The following is a 16,991-nucleotide window of genomic DNA, read 5'->3' on the forward strand; positions in this document are numbered from 1 at the left end:
CTGCGCCTCGCTGGCGCTCGGCTCCACCGTGCCTTCTAGGCGGCTGCGATTTTGGTTCGCTCGCTGACGCTCCCTCACTGGCGCTCCGGCTCGATATCGAGAATCGTCACCGACACTTCGTCGACCGTCTGCCCGGTCTGTTCGAACACCACCCGCGAAACCTCCTGCTGCACCGCGTGACCGATCACCGCCGCCGCACGTTCGGCCGAAATCACCACGTCCACTTGCACACTCAGCGCGCCCGAGGCGGTCCGGCGCACCCGCACGCCCTCCGAGGGCGCGGGGTCGGCACTGGTCAGGCGCTGCTTGCCCACCCGGACCAGCGACGAGACCAGCCCGCGCACACCGGGTTCCAGCCGGATCACGCCGGGCGTCGCGCACGCCGCCTGGGCAGCGACCGCGGCGACGACCGGTGCCTCGATCCGTACCTCGGAAAAAGCATCGGTCGTCATCGCCGCGCGCCCCCCGTTTCGTCGTCCTCATAGATGTCCGCGACCACCAGATCCAGGGTCTCCAGCACGAGACCGACCTGGGCGGCGAGTGCGGCGCTGACCCGTTCGCGCACGAGCGGCAGCGCCTCGCCGACCGTGGTGTGCCCGAACCGGATAGCCACCGACAGCTCCACCGCCACCAGTGTTTCCCCGTCCATCCCTATGCCAACCCTGCGCACCCGGCACTGCCTGGCGCGCACACCGGGCACCGAGTCGGCGGCATAGCGCAGCACGGTGGCGACGGCTTGTTCGCTCACCTCGACCGTGCCCGGCGCGGGCGTCGGCAAGACCAGGGTCCGGCCGCGCCGCGCCTCGGCGCGCACCGCGGACATGATGCGTCCGGTCAGGTCGGGCGGCGCCGGATCCGGTTCGTCGATCAGCTCCTTGGTCGCCGCACGCAAGGCGAGCAGGCTGTCGCGCGCCGCTCGGCAGTGCGGGCAGGTCGTCTCGTGTTCGTCGCCCAGACCGGCCTCGACCGCGTCGAGCCGATCCCAGACCTGTTCGATCTCGCGGCCGCAGGGCAGCCGGTAATCCTGTTCTGTCGTTCCGTTCACCGCCATGGTTTCATCACCTCGGACAAGTGGGCTCGCGCGCGGGCAATCCGGCCACGCACCGCCGTCGTATTCACGTCGACGATGTCGCCGATCTCCTCGTAGGTCAGCCCGTGCACCTCGCGCAATAGCCAACAGGCGCGCTGTTCGGGCGTGAGCAGCTGCAGCGCCTCGTTCAGCGCTGCCAATTGCGTGCTCACCTGCACCGCGTGCTCGGGCTGAGTGTCCGAGCGTGGCGATTCGGTGGTCTCCGGGTCTACCTCCACGGTGGGTTTGCGGGCCCGGATCACGTTCAGGCACCGATTGGTCGTCATGCGATAGAGCCAGCCGACGAAGGCCGCGTCCTCGTTGAGCTGCGGTAGTCGGCGCCAGGCCCCGAGGAACACCTCCTGGACGACATCTTCGGCGTCGGCGCGGTCGGCGAGCATCTTGACCGCGAGACGGAACATCTGGGCCTGATAGCGCAGTACTAACTGCTCATAGGCCCGCATATCGCCGTCGCGCGCCCTGCTCACCAGGGTCGCATCATCGGGCGCGGTCTCGGCAACCGTTTCTGTCGTGGTCACAGCACCTCCTCCACCGCTCATCACGTAGACACCGGGGAATGGAAACCGTCACGGCCAGTATGACGTGATCGTTGTCTCATCGGTTGCTGCGTGCGCTTTGCGGAACGGCCGTGTCAATACGACGTGTGCATCCAACCCGGATGTGCCGCGACACAGCGGAGGTTTCGATGTCTCTGAGCGACAAGATCGGCAACAAGGTCGACGAGTTCGGCGGCAAGGCGAAGGAAGCCGCGGGCAACGCGACCGGCGACGACGATCTGCGCGCCGAAGGCAAGGCGGATCAGGTCGAATCCGCCGTCAAGGGTGCGGTGGAGAACGTGAAGGACGCCATCGGCGACGCGGTGGACAAGGCGAAGAGCGCGCTGGGCAAGTAGCCCGCGCGTGCGGTGTGCGGCCGTGAGTACGGCCGCACACCGCCCGGTTCGAACAAAGGTATTGCAGTGATCAATCATCGACCGACCAGAATCGCCGGTGTCGAACCGGTGACCGCGGTGCTGGCCATCGCCACCTGCCTGGCATTGACCATCGCTGTCGCGGCCATGACGGCGTCCGTCGCCGCGACCGTGGCGGCGTGCGTCAGCATCATCGCCGGACTGGCGCTCGCGCTGGCGATACTGCCGCACAAGGCGTGACGGACTACGGGAGAAACATCTCCGCCACCGTCGGCAGGTCGTCACCGCTGCTGCCGCCCGCGGCAACCACCCGGCCGTCGGACAGTAGCGCCGCCGCGAAGTCCATGCGGCCGTAGTACATCGGCCCCGTCGAGCTCCAGGTGTCGGCGTACGGGTCGTACAGCACGCTGGACGCGAACCTGGCGCTGAGATTCTGTTCGTCACCGCCACCGAAGGCGAGCACCTTCCCCGAACGCAAGGTGAACGCGTGGAAGCGATCCCGGCCGGCCGGCATGCTGGCCGCGGGGGCCCACCTGTCCGTCACCGGATACCACCGCTCGGTGGTGGCCAGCGAATGCTTGTCGAAGATCGGGCCGGACGACCACCCTTGACGGCAGCCGCCGAGGGCGAGCACGCTGCCGTCCGGCAGCAGTACGGCTCGGTGCAGGGCTCGTGGTAGCGCCAAAGACCCTGTCGGACTCCACTTTCCGGTTTTCGGATCGTACACTTCGCAAAACGCGGTAGGCACCGCGTATTCGTCGCCGACGAGGGCCGTGCCGCCGACCACCAGCACCCGGCCGTCGGCGAGCAGCACCGACTGTGGCGCGGTCCGCGCGTCGATCATCGAGCCGGTCGGCTCCCACTTGTCCGCGACCGGGTCGTACACCTCGGCCGTGTTGGTCGGACCGAGCCCGTTGGCGGATCGCAGCGTCGCGCCGCCCGCGACCAGGACCCGTCCATCGGCAAGCAGCGTGGCGCTGTGCAGGCACCGCGGCGTGCCCATGCCGGTGCGGGTCGGCGTCCACGTCTTGGTCTTCGGGTCGAAACGTTCCGCTGCCGCAACGACATCGAACGGCAGCCGGTAGGGCCCGGTGATGCCACCCGCCGCGAGTGCGGTGCCGTCCGGCAGCCGGGTCACGGTGTGCAACCTGCGGCCGATCGCCATCGGCGTGGTCACCTTCCAGGTCGAGATCGCCGGGTCGAACAGCGCGGCGGCGGCGCTGCCCGCGAAGGTCGCGTCGGCGCCGCCGGCGAGCAGCGCCGAGCCCTCCGCCAAACCGGCCATGGCGCAATCGTTTTCGAAGGCCAGACTGGCGGCGGGCAGGTTGCCGGTCGGGATCCAGAGGTTGGTGCCGATGGCGAGTGAAGTCACTGTTCCCCCTTCGGAGGCGTGTAGATCTCGGTGCTCACGGTGAGCCGCCAGTCGGTGGCCGACCAGTCGAGGTGTTCGACACCGCCGGTGACGAGCACCCGGCCGTCGGCAAGGGCGAGGGCGCCGAAAGCCCAACGGCCAGTGGCGAGTCCGGCGGCGGGCGACCACTGTCGAGTGAGCGGATCGTAGAGCGCGGTGCTGCGGAAACCGGTCGACATATTGCTCGCGTCGACGCCGCCGAGCACCAGCACGCGGCCGTCGCGCAGCAGCACCGCGCGGTGGTAGAGGCGGGCACAGGACAGGTCGGCGTCTCTGGACCAGGTGCCGCTGGTCGGGTTGTAGCGTTCGGTCGTCCAGTCGTTGTGCGCGTTGAACACCCAGTCCGCGATCCACCCGCGCCAGCCGCCGCCGGTGACGAGCACGGTGCCGTCGGTGAGCACCGTCGCGGTGTTGTCGAAGCGCGGGCGGGCCATGCTCCCGGTGGGGGTCCACGTGCCGGTCACCGGATCGAAGACCTCGCAGAAGGCGAGTGCGGTGTAGTGGCCGCGGCCGACGCTCACGGTACCGCCGATGACCAGTACCCGGCCGTCGTGCAGCAGCACGGCGGTATGCACGGACCTGGCCTCGTTCATCGGCGCGGTCGGCGTCCAGGTCTTGGCGATCGGATCGTAGATCTCGGCGGAATCGGTGGTGGATTCCACGTTCGCCCTGGTCGCGTAGCCGCCCGCGAGCAGAACGCGCCCGTCGGCGAGCAACGTGGCCGTGTGCGCGGCACGTTCGGCGCTCATCGGGTTCGGCGAGGCGGGCCCCCACGTCCGCGTCTTCGGATCGAAGCGCTCGGCGGTCGCCAGCCCCGCGGGCGAGACCTCCGGCGTGGGAAGTCCGCCTGTCGCCAATACCGTGCCATCCGGCAGCAGGGTCAGCGTGTGCCCGGACCGCCCCGTCCGCAGCGGACCGGTCGCGGTCCAACTGCCCGGCCCCGGATCGAACACGGCGCTCGCGGGCGAGGACCGGAAACCGACCTCCTGGCCACCCGCCACCAGCACGCGGCCATCGGCGAGCAGCACGGCGTTGTCATCCGCGCCCTGCCAATTCACCGCTACCGGAGCGTCTTTCACCGATGTCCAGGTTCCACCAGCGCCGTCGACCGCCGCCGTCGCATCGAATTCCGTTGTGCTGAGGGAGGTCACGGCGTGTACACCTCCACGCTCGTGGTCAGCACGTTCTCGCCGATGACCGGTGCCGCCGCGCCCGAGCGGACGATGCCGCCGACGACAACCACCTTGTCACCGGGCAGCGCCGCCGCGGCCATCGCCCAGCGGCCGACCTCCAGGCTCCCGGTGACCGCCCAGACGCCCGCGGCACCGCCCGGGCCCGGGGTGTAGATGATGGTGTCGCTGTATCCCATGTCGAACACGGAGCTGTCGGTGCCGCCGATCACCAGCACCTTGCCCGAGTCCTTCAGCAGCACCGCGCGATGCTGGCTCAGCCCCCACGGCATGTCGGTGTCGGCCTGCCAGGCGCCGACGCCGTTGGCGTCGAGACGGAAACGCTCACAGGACTTTTGGCTGTACGGCTCGATGGTCGAGGTGAACGACAGGGTCGGCATGTCACCGCCCGTCACGAGCACGGAGCCGTCTTTCAGCAGGGTGGCCTGATGACCCTTGCGCGGCGAACTCAGGCTCGCCGTCGGCGCCCAGGTGCCCTTGTCCGGAGTTGCTCCCGCGGTGAAGATTTCGCAGTAGCCGAGCGCGGCGTACTGGCCGCGGCCGATGGTGATCAGGCCGCCGACGACCAGCACCTTGGTGGCGGACAACGCGATTGCGGTGTGGCCGAACCGGATGTCGGTCATCTCCTTGACCACGGTCCAGGTGTTCGTGGCCGGGTTGTAGATCTCGGCCGAGCGCACCGCCCGATCGGTGTCCGCGGATCGCTCCGCGCAACCGCCCGCCACCAGCACCGAGCCGTCGCCGAGCCGGGTAGCCGAATGCGAGAAGCGCGGCTCGTGCATCGGCGCGACCTCGCGCCAGGCCCCGCCGCCGTCGGCGTCGTCGTAGAGAAACACCTCGTTCGTGCCGCGCGCCGGCGTCGCGACCGGCCCGGTCACCCCGCCGGTCACCAGTACCTTGCCGCCCCCGAGGTCGGTAAGGGCGTGCAGCCTGCGCGGCGTTGCCCTGATGAAGGTCTCGCTGTACTGGCCCGACCCGGGATCGAGCACCGCCGAGTTCCACAGCGGGTTTCGAGCGCCGTCCTCACCGAAGGCGATCAGTACCTGGCCGCTGGGCAGCACGATCGCGGTGTCGTTCGGCTCGGCCCAGGATTCGGCGGCGGGCATCGGGTACGGCAGGGTCGACCAGCTGCCCGCCGCGGCGGCGAGCTCGGCCTGCCGGGTCGGCTGGAATGGCCGCAGCCGCAACGGATCTACGGAAGGTCGCATATCAGTTCTGTCCCTTCAGGGTGAATGGGCACACCAGCAGCAGGTCGAGCACGACGGCGGGGTCGAGTCGTCCGTCCGCGGTGAGCAGGTTGGGGTCGAGGCCGGTGATCGGGGCGGTGACGACCCAGTCCTGGCCCGCGTCTTTCACTTCGATGTCCTTGATGGTCGGGAAGGCGGCGCGTGGCAGCCCGCCGAGCGTCGGATCGGCGCTCAGCGCGACGACGGGCGGCGTGCCGGTGCCGGCGGCCAACTTCGCGGACAGTGGCTTGCCGACGGGGTAGCAGTCGACGAAACGCTTGCTGCCATCGGGAATGAGCTCCCGCGAAAGCACAAGCACGAGTTCCGGTTTCGACACGACGTAGCGGCGGTCCCGGAAGATCTGCGGGAACTGCGATTTGGACATCCGGAAGCTCGCGGTGGCGACGCCGTCGGCCGGTGTGGCGAGGAAACGCTGCCACTGATCGGCCAGTTCGCGGCGCGCACTGAACACCCGGACCGGGCCGGTGCCGCCGCTCCCGCGCGCCCACTTGTCCAGTGCCGCCTTCATATCGAGCACGGCCGCGTCACCGAGGGTGTTGCCGCCGTCGCGCGCGGTATAGCGCAGGTGCAGCACGACATCGGCGATGGTCTGGTAGTCGAACTGGCGGAACTCGTCGGGCAGCGACAGGCGCCACTGGCTGATCGCGCCCATGCCCTCGAACGGCAGGAATCGGTCGTCGCGCTGGCCGGACTCGAACAGGCCCGAGTCGTCCTGGGCGGTGCTGGTGACGATCGACTCGATCGGACCGGAGTAGTCGCGGAACCTGGTGTCCTGTGGCATCTTTCGCACATAATGGCCGTCAGGTAGCCGCGTGTCGACCCGAATGCTGCTGTTGGTCAACGTCGCGGTGAGATTCACGCCGGTGTACGGACCGGCCACGCACGGCACCGTGATGCTCAGGCCCTTGATGCGCCGGAAGTAGTGACCCGGCGCGTCGAGGTCGAACAGGGCCTCCGGCAGCGACACGTAGCAGGCGCCGGTCTCCTTCAACCGCAGCAGGGCGTTGGCATCCAACTGGGCCAACGAGATTCGCTTGGTCAGCTCGAACTCGCGGGCGTTCGCGTCGAGGTAGGCCGCGTCCATCCGGTTGAGATCGGCCATCAGCTGCTCACCCGACAGCAGCCCCTTGTGCAGGCTGTCCCAGTACCCGAAGTTGATGAAACTCGAGTCCTCGACACCGAGTTCGTGCCGATAGGCGCGCTCGGCCCGCTTGGCGACGTCGTAGGCGAGCTGGTAGGCCTGGAAGAAGCCGGTGGCCAACCGGCCGACCATCCACTCGTAGAGCTCCTGGTTGGTGAACTTGCCGTAGAGGAACTCGTCGGCCTCACGCGCGTTGGCGATCTCCATGTCGTGGTTGTCTTGCTCGAGCTCGGCGATGGTCAGCCGGTCGCTGGCCGCGCGGATCTGCTTGTCCGCCTGCTCGATCTCGATCTTGGCCTGACCGGCCTGGAAGTCCCAGTCGTCCGCGCGCCGACGGTAACCGCCGACGGTCGCCGCGAGCGCCGCACCGCCGTTCAGGATCGAGGCGATCTCGCCGAGCGAATTCGCCAGCCCCTGCAGCGAATTCGACACATTGCTGCCGCCGTAGGTCGCGCCGACAGTGGTCGGGAAGCCGACCTTGATGTCGGGCAGGTGCGAGGTCACACTGCCCGCCATGTGAATTCCCGCGGCCACCGACTGCGCCACGATGGCGCCACTGGCGAGCACGGTGTGGGTGATCTCGAAACCGTTCATGAAATCGCGGCTCGCGTAGTAATCGAGCTTGTGCTGCGCCAAGGCCTGCGCTTGGCGCGCCGCTTCGAGCCCCTCGGCGGCCTCGGCCACCTGCTGCTTCTTGACCAGCTTCGCGGCGCCCAGGGTGGCTCGCTCATGGCGGGATCGCAGCCTGGCCATGGCCTCGCCGTCACGCTGCTCGAGCGCGGTCCGCAAGGCCGAGCCGAACGAGGTGACCTCGGTGGCGAGTTCCTTCGCCTTGGCCAGCATCGCACCGAAGCGGTAGTGCGGCAGCGGCGCGCTGATGTCGTCCAGCACCGCGGCCAGGTCGAGCCCGGAGGCCACGGCGCGCACCAGCAGGTTCGGATCGATCACGCTGCCGAAGGCGGCCAGCTGCCTGACCCGGCCGTCGATGGTCCGCCCGGTGCGAATCTTGGTCAGCCGGTCCGCGACAAGATCCCAATAGCCGAGCAGCTTTTCGTTGCGCGGCACCCGGAAGTAGTCGAACCAGCCGACGCCGACGCCGACCGTGATCGACGGCACCGGCGCCGCGTCGCCACCCACGGAGACCAGATGTTCGGCCAGGACAAGCGGATTCGGTGCGGCAGGCGCGCCGGCGATATCGCGGAAACTGCGCGCCGGTCCGGGCGTCGGGTCGAAGACCTCCTGCGGACGCGGGCCGAGCAACTCGGCCGCGAGGAGGTAGAGCTGGGTGGCCTGGTTGACCGACTCGCCGGTGTCCTGCCGGAACAGCTGATCGCCCCAGGCGATCAGGTTGTCCAGGTACTTCATCACCACCGACTTCTGGTAGGCGGTCGTGCGCAGCCGGGCCACCACGTCGGGCTCGAACGGGTTGTCCAACCAGACCTGCAGCTTGGCCAGCTCACGCTCGTCGCCGGAGGCCAGCAGACTCAGGATCTCCTCGATGCGCTGGGCGTAGTAGTCGCTGGTCGGGTCGGCGGGATCGCCCGCGGTGAGGAAGAACGGCTTGGTTCGCCAGAATCGTTGCGGCGAAGGCAATCCGGAGACGTCGGTCGGATCGAAGATGCGGTGGAACCAGTGTTGTGCCTCGGCGAATTTCTGGTTCGTCGTCAGCCGTTGCGCGAGCATGAGTGGTACGTCGAAGAACAGCTCCCAGTTGTACTGGGCGTAGGCCCCGGTGCCGGTGAAGTCGATGTCTTCCTGCGGATAGGGCTTACGGACGATCGACGGCGTCGGCTGGTATTCCGTGGCGGCGCCGAAGTCGAACGCGCCGATCTGGAGTTGGATGTTCCTGGCGAACATGGCATCCGCGCCACTGAATTTCAGTGTTTCCAGAAGCTGTTCCACGAACGGGTGATAGAAGTTCGTGACGCGTATCCACGCGGAGGTCAACGGGTCCGGGTTCGTCACCTCGAGCAGATAGCTGCGCAGCCCGTCCGCGGAGAGCATATAGAACTTGTCCCACGCGATCTCCGGCCGGAACGGGTACAGCAACCGGTTCGGCGGACGGGAAATGTGCTGAAATATGGCGTCCAGTCGGCCGCTTCCGTTCGGCCGAGTGTCGGTGATCCGGACGTCATAGTGATTTTCGAATTCGTTGTTGACCGAACCGGCGCCGGAACCGAACAGCAGGTAGTTCCTGGTGGCCGGGTCGAACTTCCCGTCCGGCCCGACCGCGAAGAGCATCGGCGTCAGCTGGGTGACGTCGACGAAGCCGTACCGGCCGCTGAGCCGGAAGCTGCCACGGAAGATCACACCCTTGTAGTTGAGCTGGATCTTGTCGATGACGCTGATGACGCCGTTGTAGGTGACGTAGAGGACGAGGTCACCGTTGGCCTGGATCTGCGGCTCGAAGAAGAAGATATCGGTGCCCTCGGCCACCGTGCTCACGATCGGATAGTTGGTCGGATCGATGTAGATCTTCGTGGCGATCGTGGATTCCGCGATCTTCTTTTCCTGCCACCCGTCGGTGGTCAACCGGCTCCAGTTGAGGTGCACATCGGCATAGGTGACAGGTTGCTTGATCTCGTTTTCCGCGTTGCCGTCCGGCAGCTTGCTGACCGTCTTGGCGTCGGCCCGCTGGGTGAACGAGGGCCAGAACAGGTACAGCTGTCCCTGCCAGACAACCGGTATCAGCGTGTCGCTGCCGATATCGAGGTCGATCTTTCGCCATGGCGTCCAGAACGTCCGGTTCTCCCAGGTGCGGAAGTAGTAGACGCGCGGCACCGAATCGTTTCTGGCGAAGACATAGATCCGCCCGTTGGCCGGGTCGCGGTAGCTGCCACACGGATGCAGTCTCGCTACCCCGTCCAGATTCTCCAGATAGTGGTGCAGTGCCGTGGTCGCGTTCTCGTCGGTGATCTCCTTCTGCATGATCTCGTTCTCCAGGTCCTGGAAGAACGGGGTCTTGTCGGTGCGCAGGTCCGGCTGGAAGTAGTTCTCCGGGTACAGGAACACCTTCTGGTTGGCCTCCCACAGCCGGTACTGCTTCATCCATTCCCACTGCTGCCACAGCTCGGTCCGCGAGGTGTCCACCAGCGGCTCGAGATTCAGCAGGCAGCGCTGGACGAACAGCTGAATGCTGTAGATGGCCTGCGCCATTCGGGTGGTCTGCTGGGTCGCGCCCATCTCGACGTCGAGCAGGAAGTAGTCGTGCATGCCGTTGGCGTCGGTCCACTCCGGCACCGTGATCCGGTTGGTGTCATACAGCGGGTTGGCGACCAGGTACGAAACAAGCGCGGCGCGTTGCCGTTCGCGGATCGCGTCCTGCATGGGCGGCGCGACGACCGGCCAATCCGCCAGTGTGTGTTTGGCTTTGGCCGTCTGCCAGGCCGCCTCGGCCGCCGCCGGCGTCAGCTCGGCGTGCAGCCACAGGTCGAGGCGGTCGGCGGTCACGCCGAGCCGAAGCAACAGCTGCACGGCCGCGTCCACGGTGCGCATGGTGGCGACGTCGAGGAAACGGGCCGCGGTGGACAATCCGAGCAGTCCGGTGAGAGTGCCGAGATCCGCTGTGTTCCACCCGGTTCGGGCGGCCAGCTCCGCGACGACGGTCGCGGTGGTCGCCGCCGGGCTCGCCGCGGCGGTGAACACCTTGTCGAGGGTGCCCATGCCGCCGGGCAGGACGGTGCGCAAGCGCAGCAGATCGAGCAGTCGAATGAACTTGGCGAACAACGGCGCCGGGCCAAGGATCGGCGCGGGAGGCAGCTCGTTGAGATCGACCCAGCCGACGAGACCCGCGTAGCCGAAGACGAACGGCAGCTCGAGCGCACTCACCCGAAGACGCGAAAGCACCAGTGCGACACGGTAGATCCGGCTGAGCGCGATGAACTGCCGCCCGAACGCGGACCGGGTCACCGCGACGGCTTGATCGCTGCTGACGAAGTCCGGCACCAGGAAGTCGTTCAGCACAGCGGGACCCGAGGTCGAGCGCAGCAGCGTGCCGAGCAGCAGATCGGCGGTGGCGGGGTCGAGCTCGGCGGCCTGACCGAGTTGCTGCTTGATGGTGATCTCGCTCAGCATGGTGCGCAGCAACGGATTGAGAAGGTCGAGCACGAACCGGAACCGGTCGGCGGGCACGGTGTGCTCGTCGTTGAAGAAGGTGTCCGCCACCGTGGCGTCGAGAAACTTGTTCGGGCCGACGATATCGGCCTCCTGCACGGCGAACAGGACGTCGACCGCGGCGGCGATCGCGGCACCGGACGGCGCGCCCTTCAACGCCGCCACCTCGGCCTCGGACAGGTAGCCCCGGCATTTGAGTTGGTGATCGTTGATGTCGTAGAACACCTTGCCGAGCAACGCTTTCGGCATCTGATAGTCGGCGGGCATGATGTCCTGGCGGGCCGCGAATACCGGAATGCGCCGCGCCTTCATCCTGGTCGCGACGAAACGCCGTGGCGCAAGGTGCAACTCCGCCACCGCGGCCTGATACTCGGCGGCGGTCGACACCTGCTGCAGCAGTATCTGCTGTCCCTCGGTCATCGGGCCGGTGAAGTACAGCTTCTGCTCGGCGGCGCTGAAACGGATCGGGAGCTTCGGCGGGAACACCGTATTCTCCGGCAGCGACGTCAGATTCGCGGCGTAGGTGACGGTGCCGAGCAACGTGGCGACGGCCTCCTGGGCGAGCGCCGGATCCCAGCCGAGCAGGGTCAGGTTCTTGCGCGTCAGCTCGCCACGCTCGTCGAGGGTCTGCGCGGTCTGCTGATAGACCGTCTGGAGGGCGGCCCGCAGCGCGGTGAGCGTGGCGGCCAGCGCGGGGTCGTCGGGGATGATCCCGCCCTGGGCGGGCAGGGTGGCGGTGAGTACCGCATCGAGTTCGGCGACCGTCAGGCCTGCGGCCTTGATGGCGTCGACGGCATCCAGGAACCGTTCGGTGGCAACGGTTTGCGCGTAGGCCAGCGGCCGGGGCGCGGCGTCGAATCGGGTCGGTGGACGCATCGGTGCGCCGCCCGCGACCTCACCCTCGAAGCCGAACGGATAGGCGGGCAGCGCCGACGGCATCGCCACCCGCATCGGAGCGCCCGCCGCGACCTCGTTCTCCAGCACGGCGCCAGCGAAGACATCGGCGAGCGCGGGGAATGGACCGCCACCGCCGTAGAGTTCGATGAGCCGCAACAGCTCCGGGATAGACAGCGACAGCGCCTGCGCGAGCGTGACAGTACGCACCAGCGCCGACAGGTTGGCCAGATCGAGGATTCGGTTGGGCGTGACCGCCCGCGGCCCGGTGGTCAGCGCGGCGAGATCCTCGTCGGTCACCTGGAGTACCGCGAGCAGTGCCGCGGTGACCGCGGGCGCGGTCAGGCTGCCGAGCGCCGCGAGTTCGCTGCGATCGGCGCGCAGAGCGAAGGGATTCGGTGTGCCCGGCTGGGTCGTCACCACGGCGGGATCGAGGAACAGCCGGTCATACAGCGGCGCTTCGGATTCGGTGCGATAGACGTGCGCGTCGATGGTGTTGTAGAAGGTCAGCACCTGTTCGATCGACAGGTCGAGGCGTGCGGCGATGGTGCGGACGGCGGCGATGGTGCGCAGGGTCGCGCGGTCGAGCCCGCCCTGGCTGTTGGCGCCGATGATCGCCCGATCCAGCAACTGGGCCGACCAGCCGAGCGCCCGCCGCAGGCGGACGAACCGGTGCAGGCGATCCAGTGCCGCCGGATCGAGTCCCACGAGGGTCATTCGCGTTGTGTCGTAAGGGAATTTAGCGTCGTCGGCCTTGATGAAGATGACACCGTCCGGGTTGATGAACCGGGTGTCGAGCAGCTCGGTCAGCTCCGCGTAGCGCAGCGAACCGGCATCCAGCAGCGCCCGGACATTGCGCAACACGCCGACGATATCCACATCGGCCCGCAGGCCGTAGTACTCCGCGAGGGTGCGCGGCGGGGGGAGCTGCTCGCCCGCGATGAGCCGCGCCGCAACGGTATTCAGACCGAGCCGCTCGTCCATCGACAAGGTGGGCGAATCCACCGCGGCACCAATGGTTTCCAGCAGCGCGACGCGGGACACGCCGGCGTGCGCGAGATAGGCGTCGGTCTGCGCACGGAACAGGTCGAACGGCAGATCCCACGGGTAGATGGCGGTGCGCAACGTCTCGTACGCGCTGGAATTCACGTGTTGCGGCTGAATGCGCAGTGTCGCTTGATCACCGGTGCTCTGCCGGTTCTTCGCCGGAACCGCGGTGGTCGGCGCCACCGCCGATTCGAGCAGTTCGTTGACCAGATCGACGTACGGCAGGCTCAGATCGGTGTTGGCATCGCTCAATTCGACGTCCCACAGGTCGGGGCGGCGGTGGTAGAGCGCCTTGGCGACCGGCCCTTCGTTCGTCGGGGTGCCCCCGCCCAGCCTGCGCAGGAAATACAGCAGGTCGGCGAGGTAGGCGGGCTCGCCGGTGACCGACCGCGAGGCGGCGAAGGTGCCGTAGTCGGCCGGTCCGAACAGTTCTTCCCAATCCGGAATCGGATGCCCCAGCCCCGTGGGGTCGGCCATGCTCGGCAGCCACGGCACGTCGAAATGGCCCGCGGTGCGGAAATCCGTGACCAGGTTCGCGGCGGCCGCGCTGACCCGGGTCGCCCGCTCGTGCACGGCATTGGCGGCGTCCGCGTCGAGGGTGCCGGAGACCTTGCGCGCGAACAGATCTCGGCCGACCGCGGCCACCGACTTGGCGGAGTCGAACCCGTTGTCGCGCAACGCCTGCATGGCGTCGAAGTCGCGGGTGATCTTGAAGGTGCGCTGGATCGCGCCGAGTTCCTGCCGGGCCGGTTCGTCCGGCACGGTGTCGGCGTTGACCGGCGTGGCGATGATGTCGAAATCGGGATTGGCGAGCAGGAAGCGCGCGGACGCGGTCTCCGAATGCTCGGGACGGGCGGACATCTCGTGCGACAGATAAGCCGACGGGTAGGCCTCGATCAGGCGCCGCCGTAGGTCACGGGCGTATTCCGGGACATGGTCGCCGTCCGGTGCTGCCGTACTGAGCGCGGCCCGCCGTTGCTCGGGCACACCGCCGGACTTCTGGACGAGCTCGGACCAGGAACCATTGAGCCGCACCAACTCTCGGAGATCACTGAACTCTCCGCTGTCGAACAGGCCGAGCAGTTCCCGGATCAGCGCCGCGTTGCCGCCGGTCAGGTCGCGCAGCCGGAAGGCTAGGCGAAGCCGCTCGGCGTACTGCCCCGCGACAGGGTCCGCGGACAGCTCGGTCAACCAGGTCGCGGCATCGGCCAAGTGATCCACATACGCGGCGTAACTTCGTTCCCGCGCCGTGACATCCGGGATGACCGCCGCGATCAACGCACCGACCGACTCCGTGTCGGCCGAGCCGTCGACCGGATTGACCGCCTCGGTCACATGCCTGGCCCGGATGGCCGCCGCGAAATCCGCAGCGCCCTCCGCTGATTCGATGACACCCGCGGCTGCGGCCGCCTCGATCGCGGCGATGAGCTCGCCCGAGGGATACCGGCCGAGCTCATCGAGATCCTGCGAAAGCCCTTGGCGCAGCATGCCGTAGCACAATTGCCCCGGCTGCTCGAGCTCGGCGGCCTGCTGCTCGGCGACCGCCAGCTGGGCGATCGATTCGCGATCCTGTCCCGTCGCGTCGGCCAGATAGTCGACGTCCGCCGCGCCGAGAGCGCTCAGTGCCGCGCCATCCAGCAGCGGTGTCACCCTGGCGACGACGGTCGCGTACTCCGAACCAGCGGGCAGTCGAAGGTCTACGGTCGCACCGTTGCCGACCGTCTGGCGGGTGGCCTCGACCTCCGGTGCGCCGTTGTGGGCGGCCCGAACGACAAGGCCACGAACCGCCGCGTCGACCTCGACGCGATAGCGTCCGTCGGCCTCGGTAATGCTCTCGCCGAGCGGCGTTTCCGAGCGCAGGCGGCGCTCGATGACCGTGACCACCGCACCGGCGACCGGATTGCCATCGGGGTCGGTGACCCTCCCGACGACCGAGCTTCGTTGGGTGACAACCTCGTTGGCAGTCATTGATGTCCTTTGCGATGTCAGAGCTGGTGATTCGGCGGTGAGAGGTCGGCGCTCAGGCGCGGTGCCGGTGGCGGTCCGGCACCGCGGCGGAGCGCGCGGTTACTTCCGTGGGCTTTCGAGCGCGTCCTCGACGGCCGCGAGCGCGTCGATCGGGGTGCGGTTCTGGCCGTGCTCGTTCTTGCCGAGCTGTGCCCAGCCGAGCCCGTCCGGGCCGCGCAGCTGGATCCAGATGTCACGGGTCTTCTCCAGCAGCTCGCGCTGCTCGACTTCGTTCAATGCGGACATGAATTCCTCCTCTATTCCGACGCCGCAGGCCGCGGCGAAATCCTGGGGCGACATGTCGTAGGCGGCGTTCATGTCGCAATCGCCGAACGGCGGACAGCCCTCGGGCAGGCCGCCGCCGAAGCCTTGGCCGTCGGTGTATTGGTGGGCGAGCTGGCCGGGCAGGTCCGGGTTGCGGCCGTAGCCCGCGCCGACCATGCGCAACCCGTCGGGGCGGTCGGACCACATGCCGAAGAAATCGCCCTGGTTGGCGTAGCCGATCACCCGCCGCGGGTCGCCGAGCCAGTCGGCCAGCTTCCAGTACGCGGCGTTGATGCCCGCGGACTGGTCACCGCCGGGATTGCCACCCGATTCGACGTCGATCATCGCGATCATGCGCGGGTGCGGACCGCCCAGCTGAGCTACCATCTCGCGGTGGGTCTCGACGGTCTCGAGCCAGTTCGGCCGCCAGTAGAAATAGACGATGAAACATGCCAAACGGCCAGCATCGACTGCCCGGCACGCCCATTCGTAGTTCGCGGCGAAGTTCGGATCGCGGAACGTGCCGTCGTTGGAGCGGAAGCTCAAGATGCCGTGTGGATAGGAATCGTCGACCGGCGCTTGAAAATAGGACACGTCCGCGAAAAGACTGTCGACCATGTTGATCTCCCTCGATTTCGTCTGCCCGAAATTTCCCCCGAGTGGTCGCCGCCGCCGATTTCACCGACTCGACGCCGTGAGACGTCGATGAAACGTGGGTGAAGGGCGCAAACCGGAGACTCGTCCTGTAGAGGAACACCGCCCGGCGCCCGTTCGGCGCGACGGACCAATGCTGTAGCCGGTCGGCCCGCCCACGGAAGTTGTCGGTCTGATGAGCGAACCGGGCGTTCCATTTGTTGGACCGGGAGCGATAAGCACCACGTGCTCGGTTCGTTGCAGTTCTGCACGGGAGGACAGAGAGTGAACGAAACGACGATGGAAAAGGCGGCCATGGGGGGCCGCGGCGTGCTCGAGGGGGCATTTGCCCTGTTGGAGGCCCTCGCGCACGGCGATGAACTGGGCTTGACTCAGCTGGCGACAACGGCGGGATTGCCGAAGGCCACGGCCTATCGGTTACTCAGTCAGTTGGTGGTGGAAGGAGCGGTGCAACGACGGGGCGGGCGATATCAGATCGGGCCGCGGGTATTTCGGCTCGGGCAGACCTGGCAACCGGCGCGGATGCTGCGGGCCGCCTCGGCCCGGCCGCTCGGGCAGTTGACGGCGGCGACGGATCGGGGTGGATTCAGCCTGTCGGTGACCGATCGGGGGCACACGATGCTGATCGGGGGCATCGGGCGCGAGATCGATGAGGTCTTTCCGCTGCGCGCGGGCGTGCTGCTGCCGTCAGGTACGGCCGCTGAGCAGGTGCTGGCCATCGGGCATCCGAATCTCACACCGCCCGAGGAGTTCTCGCCTCGCGAGTGGAGTCGGCAGATCACGCTGGCTCGGGAACGGGGACTGGCCTACGACACCGATATGAGCCGTTTCGGGCTGGCCTGTGTCGCGGCGCCGGTGCGCGGGCCCGCGGGAGAGGTCGTCGCCGCGTTGGCGGGGACGGTCGCCGAGCTGAGTCGGCTGCCTGCGATAGCGGAGGCGGTGCTGCGGGCGGCGGGGTTGGTGAGTGCCAATCTCACCAGGCTGCTCAGGTCGCAGGGCGTGATGTCGCTCTGACGGTCGTCG

At 67.8% G+C, this 16,991-nt stretch carries 11 protein-coding genes; 3 read left to right on the forward strand and 8 right to left on the reverse strand.

From position 1 onward, the window contains the following. Positions 1–74 precede the first annotated feature (74 nt). From ACIBK2_RS05365 to ACIBK2_RS05375, 3 genes are read right to left on the reverse strand one after another with little or no spacing between them, the layout of a single operon-like run. Positions 75–452: an Asp23/Gls24 family envelope stress response protein gene (locus ACIBK2_RS05365; RefSeq protein WP_396963918.1), complete on the reverse strand. Its 378-nt coding sequence runs from the start codon at positions 450–452 to the stop codon at positions 75–77. After that, the gene (locus tag ACIBK2_RS05370; protein WP_396963920.1) at positions 449–1,051 is read right to left on the reverse strand and encodes an Asp23/Gls24 family envelope stress response protein; all 603 of its coding nucleotides are present in this window, start codon (positions 1,049–1,051) and stop codon (positions 449–451) included. The genes ACIBK2_RS05365 and ACIBK2_RS05370 overlap by 4 nt, the downstream gene beginning before the upstream one ends. Next, positions 1,042–1,608: an RNA polymerase sigma factor gene (locus ACIBK2_RS05375; protein ID WP_379290675.1), complete on the reverse strand. Its 567-nt coding sequence runs from the start codon at positions 1,606–1,608 to the stop codon at positions 1,042–1,044. Before ACIBK2_RS05375 ends, ACIBK2_RS05370 begins: the two co-directional genes overlap by 10 nt. Before the next feature lie 167 nt (positions 1,609–1,775). Between ACIBK2_RS05375 and ACIBK2_RS05380 the strand changes: the two genes are divergently transcribed. Both ACIBK2_RS05380 and ACIBK2_RS05385 read left to right on the forward strand, forming a co-directional pair. Then, entirely contained in the window at positions 1,776–1,982 is a 207-nt protein-coding gene (locus tag ACIBK2_RS05380) for a CsbD family protein (RefSeq protein WP_396963923.1), read from the forward strand. 66 nt (positions 1,983–2,048) lie between these two features. Beyond that, positions 2,049–2,240 carry a hypothetical protein gene (locus ACIBK2_RS05385; RefSeq protein WP_396963925.1) on the forward strand — a complete coding sequence of 64 codons (192 nt, stop codon included), beginning with the start codon at positions 2,049–2,051 and terminating at the stop codon, positions 2,238–2,240. A 4-nt stretch (positions 2,241–2,244) separates the two neighbouring features. On the opposite strand, the gene ACIBK2_RS05390 is transcribed toward ACIBK2_RS05385, so the two are convergent. The 5 genes from ACIBK2_RS05390 to ACIBK2_RS05410 form a co-directional block, all read right to left on the reverse strand. Continuing rightward, complete coding sequence (locus tag ACIBK2_RS05390; RefSeq protein WP_396963927.1) at positions 2,245–3,372, reverse strand: Kelch repeat-containing protein; 1,128 nt, start codon at positions 3,370–3,372, stop codon at positions 2,245–2,247. Beyond that, positions 3,369–4,562 (reverse strand): kelch repeat-containing protein, encoded by a 1,194-nt coding sequence (locus ACIBK2_RS05395; protein ID WP_396963929.1) that lies wholly within the window; start codon positions 4,560–4,562, stop codon positions 3,369–3,371. The genes ACIBK2_RS05390 and ACIBK2_RS05395 overlap by 4 nt, the downstream gene beginning before the upstream one ends. Then, entirely contained in the window at positions 4,559–5,809 is a 1,251-nt protein-coding gene (locus tag ACIBK2_RS05400; RefSeq protein WP_396963931.1) for a Kelch repeat-containing protein, read from the reverse strand. Before ACIBK2_RS05400 ends, ACIBK2_RS05395 begins: the two co-directional genes overlap by 4 nt. A gap of 1 nt (position 5,810) precedes the next feature. Next, on the reverse strand, positions 5,811–15,011 hold the full coding sequence (locus ACIBK2_RS05405) for a neuraminidase-like domain-containing protein (RefSeq protein WP_396963933.1): 9,201 nt from the start codon (positions 15,009–15,011) through the stop codon (positions 5,811–5,813). 99 nt (positions 15,012–15,110) lie between these two features. After that, positions 15,111–15,932 carry a hypothetical protein gene (locus ACIBK2_RS05410; RefSeq protein ID WP_396963935.1) on the reverse strand — a complete coding sequence of 274 codons (822 nt, stop codon included), beginning with the start codon at positions 15,930–15,932 and terminating at the stop codon, positions 15,111–15,113. A gap of 300 nt (positions 15,933–16,232) precedes the next feature. Between ACIBK2_RS05410 and ACIBK2_RS05415 the strand changes: the two genes are divergently transcribed. Further along, positions 16,233–16,982, forward strand: coding sequence for an IclR family transcriptional regulator (locus ACIBK2_RS05415; protein ID WP_396963937.1), 750 nt, complete (start codon positions 16,233–16,235; stop codon positions 16,980–16,982). Positions 16,983–16,991 lie beyond the last annotated feature (9 nt).

It is taken from the genome of Nocardia sp. NPDC050175 (genome assembly GCF_044459885.1).
Taxonomy (GTDB): domain Bacteria; phylum Actinomycetota; class Actinomycetes; order Mycobacteriales; family Mycobacteriaceae; genus Nocardia.